20 protein-coding genes are annotated in these 24,956 nt (G+C 71.9%); 13 read left to right on the plus strand and 7 right to left on the minus strand.

What is annotated here, in order from left to right; all coding sequences use genetic code 11:
- Nucleotides 1–8 precede the first annotated feature (8 nt).
- On the minus strand, nucleotides 9–1,304 hold the full coding sequence (locus tag AW274_RS04455; RefSeq protein WP_062429562.1) for an extracellular solute-binding protein: 1,296 nt from the start codon (nucleotides 1,302–1,304) through the stop codon (nucleotides 9–11).
- A gap of 280 nt (nucleotides 1,305–1,584) precedes the next feature.
- On the opposite strand from AW274_RS04455, the gene AW274_RS04460 reads away from it, so the two are divergent.
- The 6 genes from AW274_RS04460 (at nucleotide 1,585) to AW274_RS04485 (ending at nucleotide 7,837) form a co-directional block, all read left to right on the plus strand.
- The gene (locus AW274_RS04460) at nucleotides 1,585–3,342 is read left to right on the plus strand and encodes an alpha/beta fold hydrolase (protein ID WP_157519759.1); all 1,758 of its coding nucleotides are present in this window, start codon (nucleotides 1,585–1,587) and stop codon (nucleotides 3,340–3,342) included.
- 237 nt (nucleotides 3,343–3,579) lie between these two features.
- Nucleotides 3,580–4,614 carry a Gfo/Idh/MocA family protein gene (locus AW274_RS04465; protein ID WP_062429566.1) on the plus strand — a complete coding sequence of 345 codons (1,035 nt, stop codon included), beginning with the start codon at nucleotides 3,580–3,582 and terminating at the stop codon, nucleotides 4,612–4,614.
- On the plus strand, nucleotides 4,602–5,441 hold the full coding sequence (locus AW274_RS04470; RefSeq protein ID WP_062429567.1) for a DUF6807 domain-containing protein: 840 nt from the start codon (nucleotides 4,602–4,604) through the stop codon (nucleotides 5,439–5,441). The genes AW274_RS04465 and AW274_RS04470 overlap by 13 nt, the downstream gene beginning before the upstream one ends.
- Nucleotides 5,429–6,067 (plus strand): cupin domain-containing protein, encoded by a 639-nt coding sequence (locus AW274_RS04475; protein WP_062334330.1) that lies wholly within the window; start codon nucleotides 5,429–5,431, stop codon nucleotides 6,065–6,067. Before AW274_RS04470 ends, AW274_RS04475 begins: the two co-directional genes overlap by 13 nt.
- Before the next feature lie 181 nt (nucleotides 6,068–6,248).
- Complete coding sequence (locus tag AW274_RS04480) at nucleotides 6,249–6,818, plus strand: copper resistance CopC family protein (RefSeq protein ID WP_062429569.1); 570 nt, start codon at nucleotides 6,249–6,251, stop codon at nucleotides 6,816–6,818.
- Entirely contained in the window at nucleotides 6,815–7,837 is a 1,023-nt protein-coding gene (locus AW274_RS04485) for a CopD family protein (RefSeq protein WP_062429571.1), read from the plus strand. Before AW274_RS04480 ends, AW274_RS04485 begins: the two co-directional genes overlap by 4 nt.
- Here the strand turns inward: AW274_RS04485 and AW274_RS04490 are convergent.
- A complete protein-coding gene (locus tag AW274_RS04490; protein ID WP_232319971.1) occupies nucleotides 7,818–8,936 on the minus strand; it encodes a hypothetical protein in 1,119 nt (372 codons plus the stop codon). The genes AW274_RS04485 and AW274_RS04490 overlap by 20 nt on opposite strands.
- A gap of 57 nt (nucleotides 8,937–8,993) precedes the next feature.
- On the opposite strand from AW274_RS04490, the gene AW274_RS04495 reads away from it, so the two are divergent.
- The 4 genes from AW274_RS04495 to AW274_RS04510 all read left to right on the plus strand — a co-directional run bounded on the left by AW274_RS04495 (nucleotide 8,994) and on the right by AW274_RS04510 (nucleotide 15,988).
- Nucleotides 8,994–11,285, plus strand: coding sequence for a beta-glucosidase family protein (locus AW274_RS04495; RefSeq protein WP_062429575.1), 2,292 nt, complete (start codon nucleotides 8,994–8,996; stop codon nucleotides 11,283–11,285).
- A complete protein-coding gene (locus tag AW274_RS04500; protein WP_062429577.1) occupies nucleotides 11,282–13,852 on the plus strand; it encodes an alpha/beta fold hydrolase in 2,571 nt (856 codons plus the stop codon). The genes AW274_RS04495 and AW274_RS04500 overlap by 4 nt, the downstream gene beginning before the upstream one ends.
- Nucleotides 13,849–14,691, plus strand: coding sequence for an ABC transporter permease (locus AW274_RS04505; RefSeq protein ID WP_062429579.1), 843 nt, complete (start codon nucleotides 13,849–13,851; stop codon nucleotides 14,689–14,691). Before AW274_RS04500 ends, AW274_RS04505 begins: the two co-directional genes overlap by 4 nt.
- A gap of 187 nt (nucleotides 14,692–14,878) precedes the next feature.
- Entirely contained in the window at nucleotides 14,879–15,988 is a 1,110-nt protein-coding gene (locus tag AW274_RS04510) for a terpene synthase family protein (protein ID WP_157519760.1), read from the plus strand.
- Here AW274_RS04510 and AW274_RS41070 read toward each other — a convergent pair whose 3' ends face one another.
- Nucleotides 15,989–16,153 (minus strand): hypothetical protein, encoded by a 165-nt coding sequence (locus AW274_RS41070; protein WP_169806296.1) that lies wholly within the window; start codon nucleotides 16,151–16,153, stop codon nucleotides 15,989–15,991. It lies immediately after the preceding gene.
- A gap of 127 nt (nucleotides 16,154–16,280) precedes the next feature.
- Here AW274_RS41070 and AW274_RS04515 point away from each other — a divergent pair, with 127 nt between their 5' ends.
- Complete coding sequence (locus AW274_RS04515; RefSeq protein ID WP_062429583.1) at nucleotides 16,281–18,389, plus strand: ATP-binding protein; 2,109 nt, start codon at nucleotides 16,281–16,283, stop codon at nucleotides 18,387–18,389.
- Here AW274_RS04515 and AW274_RS04520 read toward each other — a convergent pair.
- A complete protein-coding gene (locus AW274_RS04520) occupies nucleotides 18,386–18,772 on the minus strand; it encodes an ankyrin repeat domain-containing protein (protein WP_062429585.1) in 387 nt (128 codons plus the stop codon). The two genes, AW274_RS04515 and AW274_RS04520, sit on opposite strands and share 4 nt — an antisense overlap.
- A 102-nt stretch (nucleotides 18,773–18,874) precedes the next feature.
- Between AW274_RS04520 and AW274_RS04525 the strand changes: the two genes are divergently transcribed.
- Both AW274_RS04525 and AW274_RS04530 read left to right on the plus strand, forming a co-directional pair.
- Nucleotides 18,875–19,774: a proteasome assembly chaperone family protein gene (locus AW274_RS04525; protein ID WP_062429587.1), complete on the plus strand. Its 900-nt coding sequence runs from the start codon at nucleotides 18,875–18,877 to the stop codon at nucleotides 19,772–19,774.
- On the plus strand, nucleotides 19,767–20,777 hold the full coding sequence (locus AW274_RS04530; RefSeq protein WP_062429589.1) for a Gfo/Idh/MocA family oxidoreductase: 1,011 nt from the start codon (nucleotides 19,767–19,769) through the stop codon (nucleotides 20,775–20,777). Before AW274_RS04525 ends, AW274_RS04530 begins: the two co-directional genes overlap by 8 nt.
- On the opposite strand, the gene AW274_RS04535 is transcribed toward AW274_RS04530, so the two are convergent.
- The 3 genes from AW274_RS04535 to AW274_RS04545 all read right to left on the minus strand — a co-directional run bounded on the left by AW274_RS04535 (nucleotide 20,764) and on the right by AW274_RS04545 (nucleotide 24,896).
- A complete protein-coding gene (locus tag AW274_RS04535) occupies nucleotides 20,764–21,303 on the minus strand; it encodes a hypothetical protein (protein WP_062429591.1) in 540 nt (179 codons plus the stop codon). The two genes, AW274_RS04530 and AW274_RS04535, sit on opposite strands and share 14 nt — an antisense overlap.
- 71 nt (nucleotides 21,304–21,374) lie before the next feature.
- Nucleotides 21,375–22,181, minus strand: coding sequence for a tyrosine-protein phosphatase (locus AW274_RS04540; protein ID WP_062429593.1), 807 nt, complete (start codon nucleotides 22,179–22,181; stop codon nucleotides 21,375–21,377).
- A 123-nt stretch (nucleotides 22,182–22,304) separates the two neighbouring features.
- Nucleotides 22,305–24,896, minus strand: a complete 2,592-nt coding sequence (locus AW274_RS04545) for an ATP-binding protein (RefSeq protein WP_062429595.1) — start codon at nucleotides 24,894–24,896, stop codon at nucleotides 22,305–22,307.
- Nucleotides 24,897–24,956 lie beyond the last annotated feature (60 nt).

The following is a 24,956-nucleotide window of genomic DNA, read 5'->3' on the forward strand; positions in this document are numbered from 1 at the left end:
CGCCGCGACTACTCCGCCTGTGCGGTCTCGGTGATGGCCTTGACCACTTCTTCCGGCGACTTGGTCCCGGCGATCAGCTCGGCCACGCTGTCGTTGACCTGCGCGCCGACAGCCGGCGGGTAGGCCTGGTCGAGGTAGAGCTGGAAGCCGGTCGCCTTGGCCAGGACGTCCACGACCATCTTGCCGCGCGGGTCGGTGACGGCGTCCTCGGTGCCCTTGACGACGGGCAGGAGGGAGCCGGTGGCGATCTCCTTGCGGGCGTTCTCCGCCGACAGGATGAACTTCAGGAAGTCGGTGGCCTCCTTGGGGGCGTCCGCGCCGACCGCGAAGCCGCCGCCGCCGCCGAGCGCCTCGGTGGCCGCGCCCTTGCCGCCCTCGACCGAGGGGAAGGGGAAGAAGCCGAGCGCCTCGCCGAGGTCGCCGGCGGTGTCCTTCTGGACGGTCGGGGCCCACTGGCCCATCAGCTCCATGGCGGCCTTGCCGCCGCCCATCGCGGCGGCCTGGCCGTCGGGGGTGTCGTAGGGGGCGCCCAGGAAGCCGTTCTGGAACGGCTTGAGGTCGGCCAGTTCCTTGAGCTTCTGGCCCGCGGCGACGAAGTCGGGGTTCTCGAACGACTTCGCGGTCGCCGCCTCCTGGAGCGCGGGCAGACCGGCGATCCGCATCGCGAGGTAGGTCCAGTAGTAGTGACCGGGCCACTTGGCCTTGCCGGCCAGCGCGATCGGGGTGATGTTGGCGGCCTTCAGCTTGTTGACCGCGTCGATGAACTCGGTCCACGTCGCGGGCGGCTGCTCGATGCCGGCCTTCTTGAAGAGGTCCTTGTTGTACCAGAAGCCGACCATGCCGATGTCGTAGGGGACACCGTAGGTCTTGCCGCCTAACTGGTACGCCGCCAGGGCGGCCGGGTTGAAGGTGCCCTGCCAGTCGGCGATGTCGGCGGTGATGTCCTTCGCGATGCCGCCGTCGGCCTGCTGCTGGAGCACGCCGCCGCCCCAGGTCTGGTAGATGTCCGGTCCCTCGCCCGACTGGGCGACCGTGGTCATCTTGGCCTTGAAAGCTTCGTTCTCCAACGGGTTGATGTTAATCGTCACGTTGGGGTGGGCGGCCATGTACTCCTTGGCCATCGCGTCCCAGACCGGCAGCATGGGCTCGATGTTCTGGATGTGCCACCAGTCGATGACGACCTTCTCCTGCGCCGCCTGGCTTCCGCCTCCGGTGGCGGGCGCCTCCTCGCCTCCGGTTGAACAGCCAGCCAGCAGCAGTGCGGCGGCAGCCGCCGTCACCACTGCGCGTCGTGTCAGCGACATATCGGTGGTTCCTTCCGTCCCGGGAATGGACTCCAAGAAACTTTCGATGAAATTCCGATAGTTTCCCTTGATGGCAGGGAGGTTACATCGCGTTTTCCATGGGATCAACGGCCGTTGTGGAGCTGTTACTCGGCCCTTGCCGCTAGGGTTCTGCCGTGGTCCGGGCGGAGATCACGTGAAATCGCGTGCGATCCCCCATCAAGTGCGGATTTGGCAGTGAGGTTGACGGGTGCCCGGATGGAAGACGGCGGTGAGCCTGATCGCGGCTTCCGTCACGCTCATGGGACTTTCAGCGCCCGCGTCCGCACGGGCGCGCGCGGACATGGAGGAGCGTCCCTGCCCCGTCGCCGTGCCCGAGGGCACCACGTGCGGCTACCTGCTGGTACCCGAGCGGCGCGACGCCTACCAGAGCGACACGATCAAGGTCGGCTACGCCATCAGGAAGGCGGCCAGCCCGGTCGGCGAACCGGTCGTCTTCATGAGCGGCGGCCCGGGTTCGGCGTCGATCCCGCTGACCGAGCTGATCACCTCGATCGCGCCCGACCGCGACGTCGTGGTCATCGAGCAGCGCGGCGGGCGATGGTCCGAACCGCGCCTCGAATGCCCTGAGATCGTCGACGGCGTCCTGAAGGACCTCGCGCCGCCCACCGCCGTCACGGCCGACCCCAGCCCCAGCCCTCCGCCGGTCACGATGCCGATCACGGCCACGCCCGCGCCCGCCCCCAACGGGGCGATGGGGCTGGCGGCCCGCACCTGCAAGGCGCGGCTCAACGTCGACCTCCGGGGCTACCGCACCCAGGAGATCGCCGCCGACGTGGTCGAGCTGCGCCGCTCGCTCGGCTACGACAAGTGGACCCTGTTCGGCGTCAGCTACTCCACCCGCGCGATGCTGCTGGCCGCCGCGATGGACCCCGACGGCGCCAAGTCGCTCGTGCTCGACTCCTACCTGCCCGAGCGCTCCCCGTGGTACGACCAGGCGATGGGCGCCCTGCGGAGCACCCTCGACCGCCTCGGCGTGACCGACCGGTTCGACCGCGCGGTCGAGAACATCAACGCCGCCCCGGTCACCCTCGCCACCCGCGACCCGCTCACCCTCAGCCGCGTCATGGTCCGGCTCACCGGCGACGACGTCGCCACCCTGCTGGCCGAGTCGTTCGCCGACCCCGAGGCGCTGCCGATCCTGCCGGCGCTGGTCGACGGCCTGGCCGGCGGGCACACCGACCTGCTCCAGCCGCTCGTCGACGCCGCGGGCGGCGCGCTGACCAGCCACGAGTGGGGTCTCTACTACGCCGTCCAGTGCCAGGACGAGGCGCCCGCCAACACCTTCGCCGACCGCCGGCTGTTCACCGCCGACAACGACGCGACGGTGTGCTCGGAGTGGCGGCTGCCCCCCTCGGGCGAGGAGGGCGCGATCACCCAGGCGCCGGTGCTGATCCTGGCCGGCCAGTACGACCCCACCACCCCCTCGGGGGCGGCGAGCCAGGCGACCGAGAACCTGCCGGGCGCGCGGTTCGAGGAGTTCGCCGGCGTCGGCCACGGGGTGTTCCTGGCCAGCGAGTGCGGCCGCCGGACGATCAGCGCGTTCCTGGCCGACCCGGCCGCGCCGGCGCCCTGCGACCCGGCGGTCTCCCCCCGGGCGATGGTCGACCCGGGCTCGGTGCACTTCACCGGGGCCGCCTACACGGCCGTCGGGGCGCCGTGGGTGCTGGCGCCGCTCGGCGCGTTCGCGCTGCTGTCGCTCCTCCAGGTCGTCGGCGGCGCGCTCACGGTGCGCCGCGACGGGCTGCTGACCCTGCTGGCCGGGATCGCGGGTGTGCTCTTCTGCGCTGTCGCGGCCTGGAGCGTGTTGTCGGTCGACGACGAGGTGGCCTTCGCGGTCGGCATTCCGCCGATCATCTTCTGGACGAGTCCCCTGGCGGTCGTGTCGGCCGGCCTGTCGGTCGTGGCGGCGTTCCGGGAGCGTGCGCCGGGGGTGCTCATCCTGCCCGCGGCCACCGGTCTGGTGTTCGCCGCGTGGCTCGTCGGATGGGTTCTCTGACTCTTTTCCGACTCACGGCGTTGACGAGCGCCGTGTGCAGCCTTTACGTTACCCGCAACGAAAAGTCTCGGTAATCTTTTGAAACTTTCGGAAACCGGGTTTCCGCACGTCTCGACGTCGTCCGGACGGAACCCCGGCCCCGAACGCTCACGACGCTCGTCGTGAGGAGAGACGCCCGGGCGGGCGCCCCTGGGAGCGTGGGCGCCCGCCCGGGTCACAACTGGAAAGGACGGCCGGATGATCCGGGTCGCCGTCGTCGGGACCGGCGGGATCGCCGGCGCATGCCATCTTCCGGCGCTGCGGGCCGAGGCCCATCGCGCCGAGGTGGTCGCGGTCGCCGACGTGGACCTGGGCCGGGCCTGGCGGTTCGCCCGCGAGCACGGCGTGCCCCGCGCCTACTCGTCGTTGTCGGAGCTGCTCCAGCGCGAGCGCCCCGACCTGGTGCACCTGTGCACGCCGCCGGGGATGCACGCCGTCCAGGCGATCGAATGCCTCAAATCAGGCGCCTGGGTGTGGATCGAGAAGCCCGCGTGCCGTTCGCTCGCGGAGTGGGACGCCATCACCGCCGCCGAGGGGCCCGGCTACGCCTCCGTGGTCTCCCAGCACCGCTTCGGCTCCGGCGCGATCCACCTGAAGGAGATCGCGCCCCTGCTGGGCCGCCCGCTGGTCGCCCAGTGCGTGACGACCTGGTTCCGCGACCACGACTACTTCACGGTCCCGTGGCGGGGCCGGTTCCGGACCGAGGGCGGCGGCCCGACGGTCGGCCACGCGATCCACCAGATCGACGTCATGCTCTCGATCCTGGGCGACTGGGCCGAGGTGAGCGCGACGACCGCGACCCTCGACCGCGACGTCGAGTACGAGGACGTCGCCATGGCCACGGTCCGTTTCACCACCGGCGCGCTGGGCTCCGTCGTGACGAGCCTGCTGTCCCGCCGCGAGGAGAGCTACCTGCGCTTCGACTTCACCGACGCGACCGTGGAACTCCGCCACCTGTACGGCTACCGCAACGAGGACTGGACCGCCACGACCGACCTGTGGCAGCCCCCCGACGACCGCCCCAGCTCCCACGAGGCCCAGCTGAGCGTGCTCCTCGACGCCTTCCAGAAGGACGAGCGCCCGCCGATGAGCGCCCGCCAGGGCCGCCAGGCCCTGGAACTGGCGACCGGCATCTACGCCTCGGCCCACCGCCGGCGTCCGGTCGCCCGCGCCGAACTGACCCCCGACGACCCCTTCTACCACCGGCTGGACGGCGGTGCATGGACGAGCTGATCTACGACGAACGCGGCGTGGAGATCCTGCGCTACGTCTACGACGACCGCGACGCCGACGTCTTCGAGTCGCCCAAGCCCTACTTCCACCCGATCAGGACGCTCGACGGCGATCTGGTAAGCGCCTTCCGGCCACATGACCACCGGTGGCACAAGGGCCTGGCCATGACGGTCTCCGACCTGTCGGGGCAGAACTTCTGGGGCGGCGGCACCTACGTCCGCGAGAAGGCGGGCTACGTCGACCTGCCCAACACGGGCACGATCCGGCACGAGGGCTTCGAGCGGCCGGGCGTCCAGCGGCTCAGCTGGCACACCCGCGACGGCGAGCACTGGATCGACGAGCTGCGCGAGTTCCGGGTGACCGACGTCGAGGACGACTCGTGGGCGCTGGAGTTCGCCACGACGCTCCGCAACGTCAGGGGGGCCGGCCTGGTGTTCGGCAGCCCGACGACCAACGGCCGCCCGATGGCGGGCTACAGCGGCCTGTTCTGGCGCGGCCCGCGCTCCTTCGAGCACGGTGACGTGCTCGCCGAGACCGGTGAGGGGCCCGCGATGATGGGCCGCACCTCCCGGTGGCTGGCCTACGCCGGCCGTCACGACGGCGTCGACCGGTCGTCCACGCTGCTCTTCCAGTCCCCCGTCCCGGTGACGTGGTTCGTGCGGACCACTCCGTTCGCGGCGGTCAACCCCTCGATCGCGTTCACGGAGATTGTTAACCTGCCGCCTGGAGAGAGCATGCGGCTTGGCTACCGCGTCGTCGTCTGCTCGGGGGCCTGGGATCGGTCCCGGCTGGTCGCGTACGTGAAGGAGCACGCATGTTCGGCATAGGCGTCACCGCCCTGAGTGTCTACGACTGGCCCGGCGCCGACGGCAGATGCGGGGGCTCACCCCACCTGCACACGTTGTGCGCCGAGGCCTACGTCGTGGTGGCGGGCAGCGGGTCGGTGCAGACCCTGACCTGGGAGGGCTACCACGAGACCCCGCTCGTGCCGGGGGCGGTGGTGTGGTTCACCCCGGGCACCGTGCACCGCCTGGTGAACGACGGCGGGTTGAAGATCGTGGTGGTGATGCAGAACAGCGGGCTGCCCGAGGCGGGCGACGCGGTGTTCACCTTCCCCAACGCGGTGCTGAGCGGCGACTACAACCGGGCCGCCGGCATGGCCCCGCGCTGGCGGCGCGACCTGGCGCTGGAGGGTTTCCGGCAGCTGAAGGAGGCGGGCCGGCCGGGTTTCGAGAAGTTCCTGGAGCACGCCGTGCGCATCGTCGGCGACCGGCTCGACGACTTCGAGGACCTGTGGCGCGAGGGCCCGCTCAAGGCCGTCGAGGACACCGAGAAGCAGTTGGCGTCGCTGCGCCGGGGCGACTACGACTACCTGCGCGAGGCCCGCATCCAGGAGGCGTCGGGCGAGCCGCGCGACGGCATGTGCGGGCATCTGTTCACCTATCCCGGATAAGCCCGGCTTAAGAGCGCCTTAAAGCAGTACTATCAGTAAACTTTCTTAAAAGAGCACATTGACTCACCTGATCACGCGGCTTAGGTTCACGGTCATCGGGGCGGAACGACTCTGCCCGCCGAGGCGTCCGGGCCGCGTGAGAAAGGTGACGCTCACGCGGCCCGGGCTTACCCTGCCATTCGTGCGATTTCTCACCGTCCCGCTGGTGCTCCTGGCGGCCCTGCTGCTGCCGCTCCCAGCGTCGGCCCACAACGTCCTGAAGGGCAGCGACCCCGCCGACGGCGCGACCGTCTCCCGGCTCGACCGGGTGACGCTGACCTTCGACCAGCCGGTCCGCCCCGACTTCGCCAAGCTGGCGCTGACGGGCCCCGACGGGGCGCGCTACGAAGCCGGTCTGACGGTCCGCGACGAGGTCGTGACCGCGACGGTGAAACCCCTCGCTTCCGGGGGCGTGTACGTCATCGGCTGGCAGATCGTCTCCAACGACGGCCACCCGGTGAGCGGGACGATCCGGTTCACGTACAGCCCGAACGGAGCCGGCACCCCGACGGGGGCCGCGGCGACGCTGGCGCCCGCGCCCGGCGCGGTGGCCGCCCCGGTCCCGGCCGCCTCGGGTGGCGGCTGGGTCTGGGGCCTGCTGGTCTTCGCCCTGCTGCTGCTGGCCCTGTCGACCTGGGTGCTGCACCGCCACGAGTCCCGCCCCCGCAACGCCGGCTCGACGCCCCCCGCCCACGATCGGACCCTCGCGTGACCCTGCTCGACTCCCGCCCCGCCGCCGTCGACCGGCGGCTGGGCGCGCTCCCCCTGGCGGGGCTGATCGGCGCCGGGCTGACCGCCGTCGTGGTGGCCACGTGGGCCACGCTCCCGGAACCGCCCTTCGGGCTGCCCACAGCGGGCCCCTGGGTCGAGTTCGGGCTGCCGGTGGCCCGACTTGTCCTGGATGTCGCCGCGCTCGTCACCGTCGGTCTCAGCCTCTTGCCGAAGCTGCTCGGGTTCGACCACCCGGAGGCCACCGAGCCCGCCGCCTCGCGGGCGCGGCGCTGGGCGGTCTACTCGGCCGTGGTGTGGGCGTTCGCGGCGCTCGTCTCGACGCTGCTGAGCGCGGCCGAGGTGATGCCCGACCGGTTCCCCGACGTCCCGCTGTTCGTCGACGCGATCGGCTCCGGGCAGGGGCTCGTGGTGAGCGCGGCGGCGGCCACGCTCAGCGCGGCCATCGGGATGTTCGCCGTCAGGTTCGGCGAGAAGGTGCCCGCCGAGTTGCGGGTCGGCGCGGCCGTGTTCGGGCTGCTGCCGCTGCCGGTGACCGGGCACGCCACGAACTGGTACTGGCACGACCTGAGCATGGTCGCGATGGAGCTGCACGTCATCGGCGCGGCCCTGTGGACCGGCGGGCTGCTCGCGGTGGCCCTGCTGCTCACCACCGACCGCGAACTGCTGGGCCGGACGCTGCCGAGGTTCTCGCGGCTCGCCACCTGGGCGCTGCTCGTGGTCGCCGCCTCGGGCCTGTTCAGCGGGATCGTGGAGCTGCTGCTCTCCCCCGCCGAGCCGTTCCCCGCCTCGCTGGTGACGACCCACTACGGCGTGCTGGTGCTCGTGAAGGGCGCGCTGGCCGGGGTGATCGCCCTGCTGGGCGCCAACATCCGATACCGGCTGCTGCCCGGGGTGGTCGCCCGCCGCCCGACCGCGTTCGCGGCCTGGGCGGCGGTCGAGCTGACCGTGCTGGGCCTCGCCTACGGCGTGGCCGTCGTCATCACGCGGACGGGCGGCTGATCCGCCGCCCGACGAGTTCCACGACGAGCCACGCCACCGCGAGCCCGCCGATCGCGTAGGGCCACGCCCAGGGGGCGTACGGCGGCGCGACCAGGTAGGCGTCCTGGAGCCAGAGCCCGCCGAACACTCCGCCGGTCACGAGCAGCGCCCCCACCACCACCCGGGCGTAGACCACGGGCACCAGGAACGCCAGGTCGACGCAGATCGCCCCGAGGAGCAGGAAGAACGGGATCGCCGAACCCGGGAAGCCGGCGCCGACGAGCAGCGGCCAGATCACCATCCGGAAGGCCAGGTATCCGGCCGCGATGAAGGTCGCGGTGAACCGGTAGCGGGTCGCCATCCGCGCCGCCACCAGGATCGCCATCCCGACGATCACCGCCCAGAGCGAGTAGACCTGGTCGGGCACCGGCAGCGCGAAGTTCTCCACCGCGATCGTGTCGACCGGCCGCTTGAGCTGGGCGGCGGCGAAGTTCAGCAGCTCGGTGTCGGCCTCGGGCTCACCGCGCAACCAGGCGGCCAGGCCGAGCACGCCGTACTCCTGGTGCTCGCTCGGGAAGATCGCGTTCTCCAGGAAGAAGCCGAAGAACGCCGCCAGCACGACGGTCCGCCTGCGGCCCGGGGCCGCGCCGGTGTACCAGCCCCGGGTCACCCCGGCGATCATGAACGCGGTGCCGATGAACAGCAGCGCGTGCGACGGGCTCCACGCGGTGACGTCGAGGCCGTTGATCCGGTGGTTGATCAGGTCGAGCGGGACGGCCACCAGGAAGGTGCCGGTCCCCCACAGGATCAGCCGCTGGGCCGCCTTGTCGACGCCGTAGCCGGTGTACCAGTGCACGATCGTCAGGCCGACCACGAGCATCGTGCCGACCGTGTTGATCAGATGGGGCGGCGCGAGATCGTCGCGCAGCCAGCGGAAATGCCAGGACACGTCCCAGGACGCGCCGAGCACCTTGAGGCAGAACGCCACGATCCAGGCCGTGTAGAGCACCCGGAAGAGGTCGGGGGGCGTCGGGCGGCCGGGCAGGCCACGCGACCAGAGGGGCAGGCCCCAGGCCACGACCTGGCGGGGCACCCGCGTGAGCATCGTTCCAGTCACCACGCGCGAAATGATGCCGTTCCCTTTACTCACGGCGCAATCAAGAGATGAGGTAGCGCAATGGACCTCGATCGCAAAGCGGCCCTTCTCGGCGGCCAGGACATGTGGACGCTCCCGGCCGCGCCCGAGATCGGCCTGCCGTCTCTGGTGACCTCCGACGGCCCGATCGGGGTGCGCGGCGCCCGCTGGATCGCCGGCGACCCGGCCGTCGCGCTGCCCTCGCCGACCGCGCTCGCCGCCACGTGGGACGTCGCGCTCGCCCGCCGCGTGGGGGAACTGCTGGCCGCCGAGTGCCGCCGCAAGGGCGTGCACGTGCTGCTCGCGCCGACGGTCAACCTGCACCGCAGCCCCCTGGGCGGCCGCCACTTCGAGTGCTTCTCGGAGGACCCGCTGCTGACCGGGGAGATCGGGGCGGCGTACGTGGCCGGGGTGCAGTCGGGCGGGGTCGGCGTGACGGTGAAGCACTTCGTGGCCAACGACTCCGAGACCGACCGGATGACCGTGGACGTCCGGGTCGACGAGCGCACCCTGCGCGAGCTCTACCTGGCCCCCTTCGAGCACGTCGTGCGCACGGCGCGGCCGTGGGGGGTGATGGCGGCGTACAACGCCGTGAACGGGGTGCCGATGTGCGAGCACGCCGAGCTGATCGAGGGCGTGCTGCGCGGCGAGTGGGGCTTCGACGGGGTCGTGATGTCCGACTGGACGGCCGCCCGCGACGCCGTCGGGTGCGCGCTCGGCGGGCTCGACCTGGCCATGCCGGGGCCGGGCGGCGTCTACGGGGAGCCGCTGGTCAGGGCGGTGCTGGAGGGGCTCGTACCGGAGGAGCTGCTCGACCGGAAGCTGGGCAGGCTGCTGCGGCTCCACGAGAGGGTCGACCTGTCGGAGCGCGAGTCGCCCGACGGGGTCGCGCTCGCCCGGGAGGTCGCGGCCCGGTCGGCCACGCTGCTCGTCAACGACGGGGTGCTGCCGCTCGCGCCGTCGGCGAAGGTCGCCCTCATCGGCGGGCTGGCCGCCGACCCCCGGATCCTGGGCGGCGGCAGCGCCCTGGTCTTCCCCGAGCACGCCGTCTCGCCGCTCGACGGCCTCACCGCCGCCGGGCTCGACGTCACCTACAGCCGGGGCGCCGACGCGAGCGAGCGCGTCGCCCCCGCCGTGATGGCGGCCACCGCGACCGCCCGCGACGCCGCCGGGCGGGTGCTCGGCGAGTTCCCCCTGCGCGACGGCTCGCTCGTCTGGCTCGGCGACGTCCCGGTCCCCTACGAGGAGCTGCGCACCGTCGAGATCAGCGGCGTCCTCGACGCGGCCCCCGGCTGGAACACCCTGGCCGTCGAGGGCGCCGGCCGCTTCACCCTGGAGGCCGACGGCCGGACCCTGTTCGAGGGCGTCGTCCGCCCCGAGGGCGACGACCCGATGGCGGCGTTCTTCCTCCCCCCGCAGCACGAGGTACTCGCCGACCTGCCCGGACCGGTCGTCGTCAGCCTCGTCCACACCGTGGCGCGCACGTCGGCCGAGCCGTCCCACGTCGGCTTCGCCCTCTGCCACCGGCCGCCGAGGCCCACCACCGGCCGCATGATCACCGAGGCCGTCGCGGCGGCCCGGGAGGCCGACGTCGCCGTGGTCGTGGTCGGCACCTCCAAGGAGGTCGAGAGCGAGGGCTTCGACCGCACCTCGCTGCGCCTGCCCGGCCGCCAGGACGAACTCGTCGCGAAGGTCGCCGCCGCCAACCCGCGCACCGTGGTCGTGGTCAACGCCGGGTCGCCCGTCGAGATGCCGTGGCGTGACGAGGTCGCCGCGATCCTGCTGACGTGGTTCCCCGGCCAGGAGGGCGGCCACGCCCTGGCCGACGTCCTGACCGGCGCGACCGAACCGGGCGGCCGCCTGCCCACCACCTGGCCGGCCGCCCTCGCCGACTGCCCCGTGACCAACGTCACACCGGCCGGCGGAGTGCTCGCCTACGACGAGGGCCGCTTCATCGGCTACCGGGCGTGGGACCGCCACGACACCGCCCCCGCCTTCCCGTTCGGCCACGGCCTGGGCTACACGACGTGGTCGTACGACGAGATCGCCCTCGACGACCTGACGGTGACCGTGACCCTGACCAACACCGGTAACCGGCCCGGACGCGAGGTCGTGCAGGTCTACCTGGCCCCCGACGACCCGGGCGACCGCCCGTCGCGCTGGCTGGCGGGCTTCGCGACGTGCGCGGCCGACCCGGGCCAGACGGTTGCGGTCACCGTCGAGATCCCGCGGCGGGCGGTCGAAACCTGGACGGAAAAGGGCTGGCAGGCGGTGCCCGGCACGTACCGGGTCCTCAGCGGACTCTCAGCCGCCGCCGATAGTCTCGCGATATGACGTTTCGCGGGGGCCGGCGCGGCCTCGCCGTGCTCGCCGCCGTGCTCGTGGCCGTCGCCGGGATCATCTGGATCGCCTGGCCCTCCGACGGGCTCCCCCAGGGGCAGGACGTGGTCATCCCCGTCGTCGACGGGCCGGCCGACGACCAGAAGGTGCTGATCGACGCCGCCTACTTCCCGCCCGAGGGCGGGGGCAGGGCGCCGGCGGTGCTGCTGGGGCACGGGTTCGGCGGGAGCAAGAACAGCGTCCGCGACCAGGCCGGGCAGCTGGCCGAGCAGGGCTACGCGGTGCTCACCTGGTCGGCGCGCGGGTTCGGGCGCTCCACCGGGGAGATCGCGCTCAACTCGCCCGACTACGAGGTCAAGGACGTCCGGCAGCTCATCGACTGGCTGGCGAAGCGGCCCGAGGTGCTGCTCGACGCCGCCGGGGATCCCCGGGTCGGCATGGCGGGCGGCTCCTACGGCGGCGCGATCGCCCTGATGACGGCCGCCCACGACCCCCGCGTCGACGCGATCGTGCCCTCGATCACCTGGTACGACCTGGCCGACGCGCTGTTCCCCGAGGCGTCGGGGGCCGGGCCGGCGGCGGGCGTGTTCAAGAAGATGTGGGCCGGGATCTTCTTCAGCGCCGGGGGGTCGGGGCTCAACCCCGCCTCGCAGGCCGACGGGCTGGCCCGCCTGCTGACCGGCTCGGCGGGGCAGCCCGCCCCGGCCGCCGTGACGCCCGACCAGGCGCAGTGCGGGCGGTTCCTGCCGGCGATCTGCGCGGTCTACCAGGAGATCGCGGCCACCGGAAAGGCGACGCCGGAGGCCGTCGACCTGCTCCGGAAGTCGAGCCCGATCTCCGTGCAGGGGAAGATCAAGGTCCCGTCGCTGATCATCCAGGGGCAGCGCGACTCGTTGTTCCCGCTCGGCCACGCCGACCTGAACGCCAAGGCCATCGCGGCCACCGGCGCGCCGGTCGAGGTCGCCTGGATCGCCGGGGGCCACGACGGCGGCGACGCCGAGACCGACTTCGTCTTCGCCCAGACCCTCAACTGGTTCGACGCCTACCTGAAGAAGGACGGCGCGGCCACCGGCCAGGGGTTCACCGTCTCCCGCGACGGCGGGCGCGACCCGGGCACCCGGCAGAACGTCCTGCTGCACGCCGAGGGCCCCGCCTACGCCGGGCTCGGCGGCACCGTGACGACCGCACTCGACCTGCTCGGCCCCGACCAAGAGGTGGCCACGCCGCCCGGCGGCAGCCCGGCGGCGATCTCGTCGGTGCCCGGCCTGAGCGGCCTGCTCGGCGGCGGCGCGGGCGGCGGCGGCTCGGCGGGCGCCTCGCTCGACCTGCCGGGCCAGGTAGCGGTCTTCCAGACCCGCCCGCTCGACACCGCGCTCACCGTGACCGGTTCGCCCACCGCCGAGATCAGGGTGTACGGAGAGGGCGAGGTCACCCTCTTCGCCAAGCTCTACGACGCCGCGTCGGGACAGCTCGCGGTGCTGCCGGGCGGCCTGGCCGCGCCCCTGCGGGTCACCGCGACCCCGGCGGGCACGCCGGTCAAGGTGGCCCTCCCGGCGATCGACCGCCGCGTCGAGGCCGGCCACGTGCTTCGGCTGGCGATCACCACGACCGACATGGCCTACGCGCTCCCGGCGCAGCCCAGCGTCCACAAGATCGGCCTCGGCTCGACGACGCTGACGATGCCGGTCGACGCCGGGCTGGCCGCCCCCGCGCAGGGGCCCGCCTGGTGGACGTGGGCGTTCCCGCTCGTGTCGGTGCTGGCGGCGGCGGTGCTCCTGCTGACCGGACGGCCGCGCCGCGCGTCCGTCGCGCCCGACCCGGCGCTGGCCGAGGTGCCGCTGCAGATCACCGGCCTGGCCAAGCGCTACAAGAACGGCCACAAGGCCGTCGACGACCTGTCGTTCCGCGTCGAGAAGGGCCAGGTCCTGGGCCTGCTCGGGCCCAACGGCGCGGGCAAGACGACCACGATGCGGATGATGATGGGCCTCATCCACCCCGACGGCGGCGAGATCCGCATCTTCGGCGAGAAGGTCGTGCCGGGCTCGCCGGTGCTGGCGCGGCTGGGCTCGTTCGTCGAGGGCGCGGGCTTCCTGCCGCACCTGTCGGGCCGCGACAACCTCACGCTCTACTGGCAGGCCACCGGCCGTCCGGCCGCCGACGCCCACTTCGAGGAGGCGCTGGAGATCGCCGGTCTCGGCGCGGCCGTCGAGCGGGCGGTCCGCACCTACTCCCAGGGCATGCGGCAGCGGCTGGCCATCGCGCAGGCCATGCTGGGCCTGCCCGACCTGCTCGTGCTCGACGAGCCCACCAACGGGCTCGACCCGCCCCAGATCGCTGAGATGCGGCGGGTGCTGAAGGCGTACGCCACCGAGGGCCGGACCGTCATCGTGTCGAGCCACCTGCTCGGCGAGGTCGAGCAGACGTGCAGCCACGCCGTCGTCATGCACCGGGGCCGCCTGGTCTCCGCCGGTCCGGTCGCCGAGCTGCTGCGCCGCGGCGAACTCAACGGCTCCACCCGCCTGGAGGACGTGTTCCTCGACCTGATCGGAGAAAAGGCATGACCGCGACCGGCTACGCGCCCGGACGCACCCTCCCGCTGCGGGTCGAGTTCGTCCGCCAGTTCCGTCGCCGGCGCACGATGGTCATGTTCGGCCTGCTCGCGGCGCTGCCGTGGATCCTGGTGATCGCCTTCCAGTTCGGCCCGAACAACAACCGGGGCGGCAACGGCCTGCGCATCTCCGATCTGGCGATGGAGGGCGGCCTCAACTTCGCCGCGTTCGCCCTGTCGGTGTCGGCGAGCTTCCTGCTGATGGTCGCGGTGGCGCTGTTCTGCGGCGACACCGTGGCCAGCGAGGCCAACTGGTCGTCGCTGCGTTATCTGCTGGCCGCGCCGATCCCGCGCGACCGGCTGCTGCGGCAGAAGCTGATCGTCGCGCTGGCCTACTCGGCCGCGGCCGTCACGGTGGTGCCGGTGATGGCGGTGGTGGCGGGCACGCTGGCGTTCGGCTGGAACGACGTGCGGGTGCCCGGCACGGGTGAGGTCATCGCGGCCATGGACGTGCTGCCGAAATTCGGAATCGTCATCCTGTACGCCATGGTCACCAACCTGGTCGTCGCATCACTGGCGTTCCTGCTGTCGGTGAGCACCGACTCGCCGCTGGGCGCGGTCGGCGGCGCGGTCGGCCTGGTCATCGTCAGCACGATCCTGCAGGCCGTGGAGGCCCTGGGCGGCCTGCGCGAATTCCTGCCGACCTTCTGGAACACCGCCTGGCTCGACGCCCTCGCGCCGGTCCCCGACTACAGCGGCATGATCAAGGGCACCGCGATCGCGGTCACGTACGCGGCGGTCCTGCTGGCTTTCGCGTTCCGCCGGTTCCGCCGCAAAGACGTCGTTTCCTGACATTGACAGGTCTCCGATTTCGTGTAGGAATCGATGGGACAAAAGGCTCAATTAAGCTCGGACGCTTTAATTAAGCGCAATCACGCCCACACAACGCACCGGGCCGAAAACTCCTGCGCCCCTGGGACCGTGCCATTGCCGGTTCACTTTTGTCGCGCCCGGCCAGACGAATCGGAAGGACCTGCTCGTGACCAGTGTCGTTTCGTCGCCCCGGTTGGATGTCCCCTCCTTCTACTGCCCCTTCCCCTACGCCATCTCCCCCGAAGCCGACGATGTGGACCGTGCCACCGTCAAATGGATGGACGATTTCGGCCTTTTCCGCTCACCGGAACAACGGCAGTACCTCGCCGCCCAGCGCATCGGCCACTGCGCCGCCCTGGCCCTGCCGCACGGACGCGGTGAAGGGCTGCGCCTCGCCGCCGACTACGTCTTCTGGTTGTTCACCTTCGACGACATGTACTGCGACGAACGCGTCCACGAGATGTCGCTCGACGCGTTCGTGCAGTTCGTCAGCAAGCTGACGCGCATCGTCGAGGCGCCGACCGCGAGGATCCTCACCGACGACCCGTGGGCCGAGGGCCTGCGGGACATCCGCTTACGAATGGAGCGGACCGCGACCCCGGTCCAGCTCGCGCGCTGGGTCGAGGAGCAGCGCAAGTACCTGTTCGGCCTGATCTGGGAGACGGCCAACCGGCTGGAGGGACGGATCCCGCCGGTCGACGACTACGTGACCATGTGGCTGAACGCCAGCGCCTGCGGCGCCAGCGTGATGTTCGTGGACATCAGCGCGGGCTACGAGGTCAGCGCCGACGACATGGCCGACTCGAGGGTACGGGCGCTCACCGAGATGGCCAACGCGATCATCGCCTGGGACAACGACCTGATCTCCTTCAACAAGGAGTCGTACCGGCAGCACCGCTACGGCTACCCGCAGATCCAGAACCTGGTGAGCGTGCTGACCTCCGACGGCACGTCGGTGGAGGCGGCCTCGGCCGAGGCGGTGCGCATGCGCGACCGGGTGATGACCCTGTTCCTCAAGGTCGCCGACGAGGTGCGCGCCGACGCCTCGCCCGAACTCGACCGTTACGTCTACGGCCTGGGCGAGTGGATCAGGGGCTATCTGGCCTGGGCGATGAGCACCGGCCGCTACCTCGACCCGCGTAACCCCACCGACCGGATCGCGGCCGACCCGGTCTCGATGCCGGGTACGTGGAAGGAGCGGGCCAGCGACGACCGCCTCGACCCGCTTCCGCTGCCGGCCATCACGTGGTGGTGGGACCAGCTGGGCACCCGCTGATCACCAATGGGGCGGGCGGTCTTCGAGGAGTCGGGCGTCGTCGTCGGACTCCCGCCACTCGCCCCATCCGTGATCGGTGTCGTCGATCGTCTGGTCGGGGAGCACCGGAAGGCCGTCGTCGGACAGGTCGACCGGGCGCAGTTCATCGGGCTGCGGCTCTGACATGGCCTCAAGCCTAGCGAAGCACCGAGGCGGGATGAGGTATCTCCACTACGCTCCCACCGGCAAATCACATCAAAGGTACGATGCCGGAGCAGGTGTAAGCCGGAACGCGACACCCCCGTGAGGCGGCATGGCGACCCCAGCAGGTTGGCGAAGAGACGGCAATCTTCCCGCGGAGCTCACCAGCTTCGTCGGACGGTCGCGGCTCCTGACCCAGATCAGACAGCGCATCCAGCAGTCGCGCCTGGTCACGGTGACCGGGATCGGCGGCGTCGGGAAGACCCGCACCGCCCTCCGGGTCGCCCATCAGCTGCGCGCCCAGTTCGACGACGGCATCTGGTACGTCGACCTGGCCCGCCTCCAGGACCCGTCGATGCTCCACCACACGGTCCGCACCGCGCTGGGCCTGGCCGACCAGTCGAGCCGCACCAGCGGCGACTCGCTGGCCGACTGGCTGGGCCAGCGCAACGTGCTGCTGATCCTCGACACGTGCGAGCACATGGTCGACGCCTGCGCCGAGCTGATCGAAGACCTGCAGACCCGCAACCCCAACCTGAAGGTGCTGGCCACCAGCCGCCGCTCGCTCAACGCGGCCGGCGAGTCGGTCATCCCGATCCCGCCGCTGCCGGTGCCCGGCGACGACCCGGCCGAGTCGCCCTACCACAACGACGCCGTCGAGCTGTTCCGGCAGCGCGCCACGGCCGTGGTGCCCGACTTCTCGATCGAGGAGAACAACGTCACCTCGGTGGCGGAGTTGTGCGTGCGGCTCGACGGCATCCCGCTGGCGATCGAGCTCGCGGCGGTCCGGCTGCGGGCCCTGTCGGTCGACCAGATCCTCGGCCTGCTGACCGACCGGTTCTCGCTGCTGGCGGGCGCGTCGCGGACCGCGTTACCCCGCCACCAGACGCTCCGGGCCGCGATCGGCTGGAGCCACGAGTTGTGCGAACCGGCCGAGCGCCTGATGTGGGCGCGGCTGTCGGTCTTCGCGGGCGACTTCGAGCTCGACGCCGCGCGCTACGTCTGCGCCGGCGACACGCTGCCGCCCGACCGCATCATGGACGTCATCACCGGCCTGGTCGACAAGTCGGTGCTGCTCAGCTACAACACCGTCTCGGGCCAGCGCTACCGCCTGATCGACACCCTGCGCCAGTACGGCGAGGAGTGGCTCGGCAAGCTCGGCGAGACCGACAACCTGAAGCGCCGCCACCGCGACTACTACCTCCAGCTCGCCGAACGCGGCGAGCACGCCTGGTCGGGCCCGCGCCAGGTGCACTGGTTCGTCCGGATGCGCCAGGAGCACGACAACGTGCGCACGGCCGTCGACTTCTGCCTGTCGGCGCCGGGCGAGCACCGCATCGGCCTCGAACTGCTGTCGTCGCTCTGGTTCATGTGGGTCGCCTGCGGCTTCATGCGCGAGGGCCGCCACTACCTGGAACGCGCCCTGGGCATGTCCCGGCAGGCCAGCAAGGAACGCTGCCGGGCGTTGTGGACGCTCGCGTACGTCTGCAACATGCAGGGCGACCACGACGGCGCGACCGAGGCGGCCGAGAAGTGCTCCTCGGAGGCGCTGGAGGTCGGCGACTCGGGCGCGGTGATCTTCGCCACCAAGATGCTCGGCACCAGCGCCATGCTGAAGGGCGACTTCAAGCGGGCCACCGCGCTGCTCGGCGTGGCGATCGAGTTCCACAAGAGCGGCCGGGAGCTCAACCCGGGCCTGCTCCCGGCGGTGGCCGAGCTCGCGCTGGTGCTCACCTACCAGGGCGACTACATGGAGGCCGAGACCCTCGTCCAAGACTGCCTGAAGATCTGCAACGAGCGGGGCGAGTTGTGGATCCGCTCGTACGCGGTCTGGATCCAGGCCCTGATCGAGATCGGCACCGACCGGCACGACCAGGTCAAGACGAGCGCCCGCGAGGCGCTGCGCATCAAGCGGCACTTCCACGACGTGCCCGGCGTGCTGCTGTGCCTGGAGACCATGGCCCGCCACGCCGCCTCGTCGGGCGAGGTCGCCCACGCGGCCTACCTGCTGGGCGCCTCGGAGCAGAACTGGCGGGCGTCGGGGCTGGCCCAGCTGGGCTCGCCGTTCCTGAACGACGACTACAAGCGCACCATCAAGGAGTGCCGCGAGACCCTGGGCGCCCAGGAGTTCGAGCGGCTCTTCGTGGCCGGTCAGGCCCTGTCGCTGGAGGACACCATCGCGGTGGCGCTGGGCGAGCTGGAGATCTCCGACTCGCTCTAGGCCGCGCCGAAGATCTCCAGGGCGGTCGTGTCGCCGAACATGCGCGCGGTGTCGGCGGCCGACGGCCGGCCCGCGTGGGGGTCGGCGCCCGCCTCGAACAGGGCCCTGACCACGTCGTGGTTCTTCTTGAACACGGCCCCGGCCATCGGCAACTGACCCTTGTCGTTGGGCCGGTCGGGGTCGGCGCCCCGGTCGAGCAGGGCCCGGACCGTGTCGGCGTGGCCGTGGTAGGCGGCCAGCATGAGCAGGGTGTCGCCGTTCTCGTTGTGCAGGTCGACCGGCACGCCCGCGTCGACGTAGGCGACCAGTTCGGCGGTCTGCCCGGCGCGGGCGTGGCCGAACAGCCGAGTGGCGAAGTCGACGAGTTCCTGATCCGGCTCCATGCGCCCTATTGTCCAACGGTAGGGTCCCCGAAACGGCGTGGAATCGATTCACCTCGCCGTAGGTTCTGTAGATGAGACAGACCGTGAGAAAGGCTGCCAGTCGTGTACGACCCGACGGATCTCTACCGGCTCGACGGTGACGTCCCCGAGCTGACCGATCCGGTGATGCTCTACCACTTCGAAGGCTTCGTCGACGCGGGCGGGGCCGGCCGGCTGGCCCTCGGGCACCTGATGGCGGAGCTGGACCACCGGGTCGTGGCCACCTTCGACGTCGACCGCCTCATCGACTACCGCTCCCGACGGCCGATCATGGTCTTCGACACCGACCGCTGGGTCGAGGCCGACATGCCGGAGCTGACGCTCCACCTGGCCCACGACCTGACGGGCACCCCGTTCCTGCTGCTCACCGGCCCCGAGCCCGACCGCGAGTGGGAGCTGTTCACCGAGGCGATCGGCATGCTGGCGACCCGGTTGAACATCGGCAAGATGGTGACGATCCACGGCATCCCGATGGGCGTGCCGCACACCCGCCCGATCGGCCTGACCGCCCACGGCAGCCGCCCCGAGCTGATCAACGGCCAGGTGAGCCCGTTCGGCAAGGTGCAGGTGCCCGGCAGCGTGGCGGCCCTGCTCGAACTGCGCCTGGGCTCCAAGGGCCACGACGCCCTCGGCTACTCCATCCACGTGCCCCACTACCTGGCCCAGGCGGAATACCCGCAGGCCGCGGTGACCGCGCTGGAGGCGATCACCCGGGGCACCGGCCTGGTCTTCCCGATGGACGCCCTGCGCGACGCCGCCGACAAGACCACCGCCGAGATCGAGGAGCAGATCCAGGCCAGTGCCGAGTTGTCGGGCGCGATCACCGGCCTGGAGCAGCAGTACGACGCCTTCACCGCCGGCAAGGACAACCTGCTGGCCGAGTCGACCCCGATGCCGACGGGCGACGAGCTGGCCGCCCAGTTCGAGGCGTTCCTGGCCGAGCGCGACGACCGCGATGGCTGACGAGATCAAGGTCGGGCTGGTCGGCTACGGCCCGGCCGGTGAGTTCTTCCACGCGCCGCTGATCAGGGCCACCCCGGGCCTGCGGCTGGCCGCCGTGGTGACGGGCGACCCCGAGAAGGCGGCCCGCGTCGGCCCCGGCGTGGCCGTGGTCCGGCACGCCGCCGACCTCCATCCCCTGGTCGACCTCGTCGTGGTCGCCTCCCCCAACCGCACCCACGTGCCCATCGCGGCCGAGGCGCTGCGCGCCGGGTTGCCGGTCGTGGTCGACAAGCCGCTGGCCGCGACGGCAGAGGAGGCCCTGGAGCTGGCCGCGCTGGCCCGCGAGCGGGGCCTGATGCTGACGGTCTTCCAGAACCGCCGCTGGGACGGCGACTTCCTCACGATCGAGCGCCTGCGCCCCCGGCTGGGCGAGATCCGGCGTTTCGAGTCGCGCTTCGAACGCTGGCGGCCGGTCCCGAAGGGCGGCTGGCGCGAGCAGGGCGGCCCCGAAGACCTCGCGGGCCTCCTCTACGACCTGGGCAGCCACCTGGTCGACCAGGCCCTCCAGCTGCTCGGCCCGGTCGCCTCGGTCTACGCCGAGGCCGACATCCGGCGCGCGGGCGTGCGGGCCGACGACGACTCATTCATCGCCCTGACCCACGCCAACGGCGCGCGCTCCCACCTGTGGGTGAGCGCGGTCGCGGCCGACCTGGGGCCGAGGTTCCGCGTGCTGGGCTCGGAGGCGGCGTACGTGAAGTGGGGCATGGACCCGCAGGAAGACCGCCTGCGCGCGGGCCGCAGCCCCGCCGAGCCCGATTTCGGCGACGGCGAGCCCGGCTTCGTCGGCGACGAGCGGGTGCCGACCGAGCCGGGGAACTACCGGGCCTTCTACGAGGGCGTGGTGCGGGCGCTGTGGGGCGAGGCCCCGCCGCCGGTGACCGCGGAGTCGGCCGCCGAGGCCCTGGTCGTCCTGCGCGCCGCCCGCGTCTCGGCCGACGAGGGCCGCGTGGTCACTCTCGGCTAGGGAACAACGCGCCGTTCGGGTCGGCGGCCGGGGAGTAGCGGTTCGGGCCGTGAAACCGCTCGGCAGCCGCCCTGAGCGGCTCGGGGAGCCGGTCGTCGATCTCCGCGTAGTAGAACCCGAGGGATTCGAGGATCATCTCCTCGACCAGTCCCCGGAGATACGTCCTGTCGGCGTCGGGGTTCTCGGCGGCGATCTCCAGGATGAGTTCGGAGAGCCGGGAGAGCGTCGCCGCGTCCCGGTTCTCGATGGCCGGCCAGAGGCGGTCCCAGAGAATCTGCAGGAAGTCGCGATAGGAGAGCGGGTCGTCGGGGTCGACGAAGTGGTGCTCGCGCTCCGCCTGCTCGATGTCGGGCTCGAATTCGGGCAGCCACCGGATCATCGCCGCCCGGAGGTAGGGGCGGGCGTCGTCGCCGCCGTCGGCGCCCGCTTGGGCGCGGTACTCCAGGGCCAGCTCGATCAGGTCGCCGTGGATCGGCCGCAGGCCGAACCAGCGGCGGACCCTGTTCCTGGCTCCCCTCAGGCGCATGGCGGGCTCCCCAAGTGGCTGCGCCTGGTCGGGTGGCCGGCCAGGCGGAGCCGTAACGGAAAAAAGAGCTTTTAGTCTCTGAGACGGGCGCGGAGGGCGGCGGTGTCGTCGGCGGTCCAGCTGTGTTCGGTGAGCCAGCCCATCGGGCCGCCGTAGCGGGTGTCGAGGATCTCCAGGAAGTGCTCGATGTACTCCGCGCGCGGGACGTGGCTGTCGGCGGGCTTGGAGTCGAGGTCGACGCGGTAGGTGTCGCTGGAGCGGAGCCGTTCGATGATGGCGGCGATGCGTTCGCCGGTGGCGACGTAGTCGGCCACGATGGCCTCGCGGGTCACGCCGGCGACCTCTTCCGCCAGGGCGCAGAGCACGCCGGTGCGGTCTTTGCCGGCGGCGCAGTGGACCAGCGCGGCGCCGTCGCCGTGGGCCATCACGCGGAGGGCGGCCACCACCGAGTCGGGGCGGTCGCGCAGGTAGCCGTAGTAGTGGCCGGTGACGCGCAGTTCGGGGTCGAGGCGTTCGGCGTCGGCCCAGGGGAGGGCGCGCTCGTCGAGTTCCTCGTCGGGCGGGTCGTCGCTGGCCGCGTCGGTGAACAGGCCGCCCTCGGCGAAGAGCGTGTGGTGGTGGATCTCCACGACCGACTCGTCGGTGAGGGGGCCGGGGCCCTCCAGCCGGACCTCGGTGTTCGACCGCAGGTCGATGACGTGGCGCAGCTTCAGCTCCGCCACCAGCAGGTTCACGTCGGCCGGAGTCAGGCTCTGCAGGTTGTCGCCGCGCAGCACCCGGCCGGAACGGGTGACGCCGCCGTCGACGGTCGGCAGGCCCCCCAGGTCCCGGACGTTGACCGCGCCTTCGAGAACTATCCAACGCCCATTCTCATTCATCACGTATGAGCCTATCTGTCTGAGCGAGACGCGCACGGCCGGAGGCCGGGTGTGGCTCGCGCCTCGGAATCTGCCCGATCAACACGTCGGCGGCGTGGCCCCCGCATGAACTCCGTACCCGGTTCAGCGCGGGGGTCGGGCCCGGTCGAGCGCCTCCCTCGCGCGGCGGGCGCCGGCCTCGTTTCCGAGGTGCAGGTAGATGTCCAGCGCCTGGCGGGCGGGGTGGTATGCCTCGGCCGGGCGGCCGGCCCGGATCAGCACCTCGGCCTCGGTGCGCAGCCCCCGCGCCTGCCACCACCGGTCGCCGAGCGCCTCGAAGTCGTGGACGGCCCCGCGCAGCATGCCCACCGCCTCGTCGACGCGGCCCAGGCGTTCCAGCACCCGTCCCTCGCTGACCTCCGACCGGGCCACGCCCCAGGAGTCGCCCAGTTTGGCCAGCATCTCCTTGGCGTCGCGCACGTTGGCGTGCTCGGTGAGCATGTTCGACGGGTCGCCGATCTCCCCGGCGGCGCGCAGGCTGCGGGCCTGCTCCCACTCCTCGCCCCGGTCGCGGAACGACCGCACGGCGAACCCGAGCGCGTTCCCGGCCAGCACGAAGGTGCGTTCGGCCGCGTGGGCGTCGCCCCGGGTCAGGTGCATGCGGGCCTCGGCGGCCAGCACCTCGCCCAGGGCCCGCTGGGTCTGCGCCTCGGAGTAGCGGTTGCCGGCCCGCTGGAAGGTGGTCAGCGCCTCCTCCAGCAGTTCGCGGGCCTCGGTGTAGCCGCGCTGGGCCAGGCGCAGTTCGGCCAGGTTGCGCTGGGTGCGGGCGGTCCACCAGCCGTCTCCCCCGGCCTTGAAGGCGGTGATCGCGCCGATGAGGTAGTCCTGGCCCCGGTCGAGGTGGCCGCTGGTGAACAGGGTCATGCCGACCGCGCGCATGGCGCGCGCCGCCCACCACGCCTCGTTCTGCTCGGTCAGCAGGTCGAGGGCGCGCTGGGCGTCCTTCAGCGCCTCCTCCCCGCGGCCGACTCCCCCGGCGACGGCCGAGCGTTCGAGCAGCGCGATGCCCAGGGCGCGGGGGTCCTCCATGCGCTCGGCGGCGGCGCAGATGACGTCGGCCACGGCCTGCCAGTCGGACCAGTAGGCCCGCAGCGAGTGGCACAGGGAGCAGAAGGCGCGGCCGATGCCCCAGGCCAGGTCCCACATCTCCTCGGCCTGGGCGGTCTGCACGGCCGACAGCAGCGACAGGCGTTCGGCGGAGAACCAGGTGCCCGAGGTGACCTCGGGACTCTTCAGCACGCGGATGGCCGAGCCGGTGGCCTCGATGCGCGGCCAGGTGATCTCCTCGGCCGGGCGGGTGGTGGGGTGCGAACCGGGGCGGGGGCTCCAGTCCTGGGGCCAGCGGATCGCGGCGGCGGCCTCGGCGCGGCGGCGGTAGCCGTACAGGACGCGTTCCATGGCGGCGTGCCGGGCGGGGCCGTGGTCGGCGCGCTGTTCCTGGGCGAACAGGCGGACCAGGTCGTGGAGGCGGTAGCGGGTCTGGCCGGTCAGGTCGCGGCCGGTCACCTCGGCGAGGTGGCTGGCCACCAGCGCCTCGATCTGGTCGGCGCCGTCGGCCTCGGAGACGTCGAGCAGGTCGCCGGCCACCCAGTCGGGCACGTCGGGGGCGGGGAAGCGGGCCAGCAGGCGTAACAGGCGGCGCTGGGTGCCGGTGCACTCGTCGTACGACAGCTGGACCGAGGCGCGCACGCTCTTGTCGATCTCCCGGCCGACCTCCAGCTGGTCGAGGCGACGGCGTTCGTCGACGAGGCGGTCGTACAGGTCGGCCAGGGACCAGTGGGTGCGGGTGGCCAGGCGGCCGCCGCAGATGCTGATGGCCAGCGGCAGCCGGTCGCAGGCCCGGACGATGCCGAGCGCGGCGTCGAGGTCGGCGGCCACCCGTTCGGAGCCGGCCAGCCGGGCCAGCAGCTCGACGCCCTGGGCCTCGGTGAACGCCTGCACCTGGGCGTCGTAGGTGTTGCGCAGCATCAGCGACCGGCGCGAGGTGACGATGACGGCGCAGCGCGGCTCGGTCGGGATCAGGTCCTTGATCTGGTCGCCGTCCTCGGCGTTGTCGAGGAAGATCAGCAGCCGCCGGCCGGTGGTCCACGTCCACCAGAGTTTCTGCAGTTCCCGCAGGCTGCCGACGTCGGTGGTGAGGCGGGCGCCCAGGGCCCGCAGGAAGGACATCAGCACCTCCTCGGGCCGGACCGCGCCGTCGGCGCCGCGCAGGTCGAAGTAGAGCTGGCCGTCGGGGTAGCGGCCGACCATCTCGTGGGCGAACCGGGAGGCCAGCGCCGACTTGCCGACGCCGCCCTGGCCGTAGAGGGAGGCCACCGTCGGGGAGTCGCCGTCGCGGCGGCCGAACAGTTCGCGCAGCTCGGCGAGCAGGTCGGCCCGGCCGGTGAAGTGGGCGATGACGGGCGGGAGCTCGGCCGGGACGGGGGTGCCGCCGGCCTTCGCCTTGCGCTCGCGGCGGCCCGAGGGGTCGGCGGTGGCCCAGGCGAGCACCCCGGCGAGCACGGCGGCCACGCCGGTGATGCCGACGCCCGCCGCGACGGGGAGGTCCCAGATGTTGGTGACGGCCGCCATGGCGCTGGCGACGGCGGCCACGATCCCGATGGCGGCCGGAGCGGCGGCGGACGAGCGGCGCTTCGACGGCGAACGATCGTCGTCGTCGCGGGAGACTTCCGACATCCAGCTGGTCCCCTCACGAAAGTGATCTAGTCAGGATTCAAGCACGCCTGTCACCATTCA

The organism is Herbidospora daliensis, from assembly GCF_001570585.1.
GTDB lineage: Bacteria > Actinomycetota > Actinomycetes > Streptosporangiales > Streptosporangiaceae > Herbidospora > Herbidospora daliensis.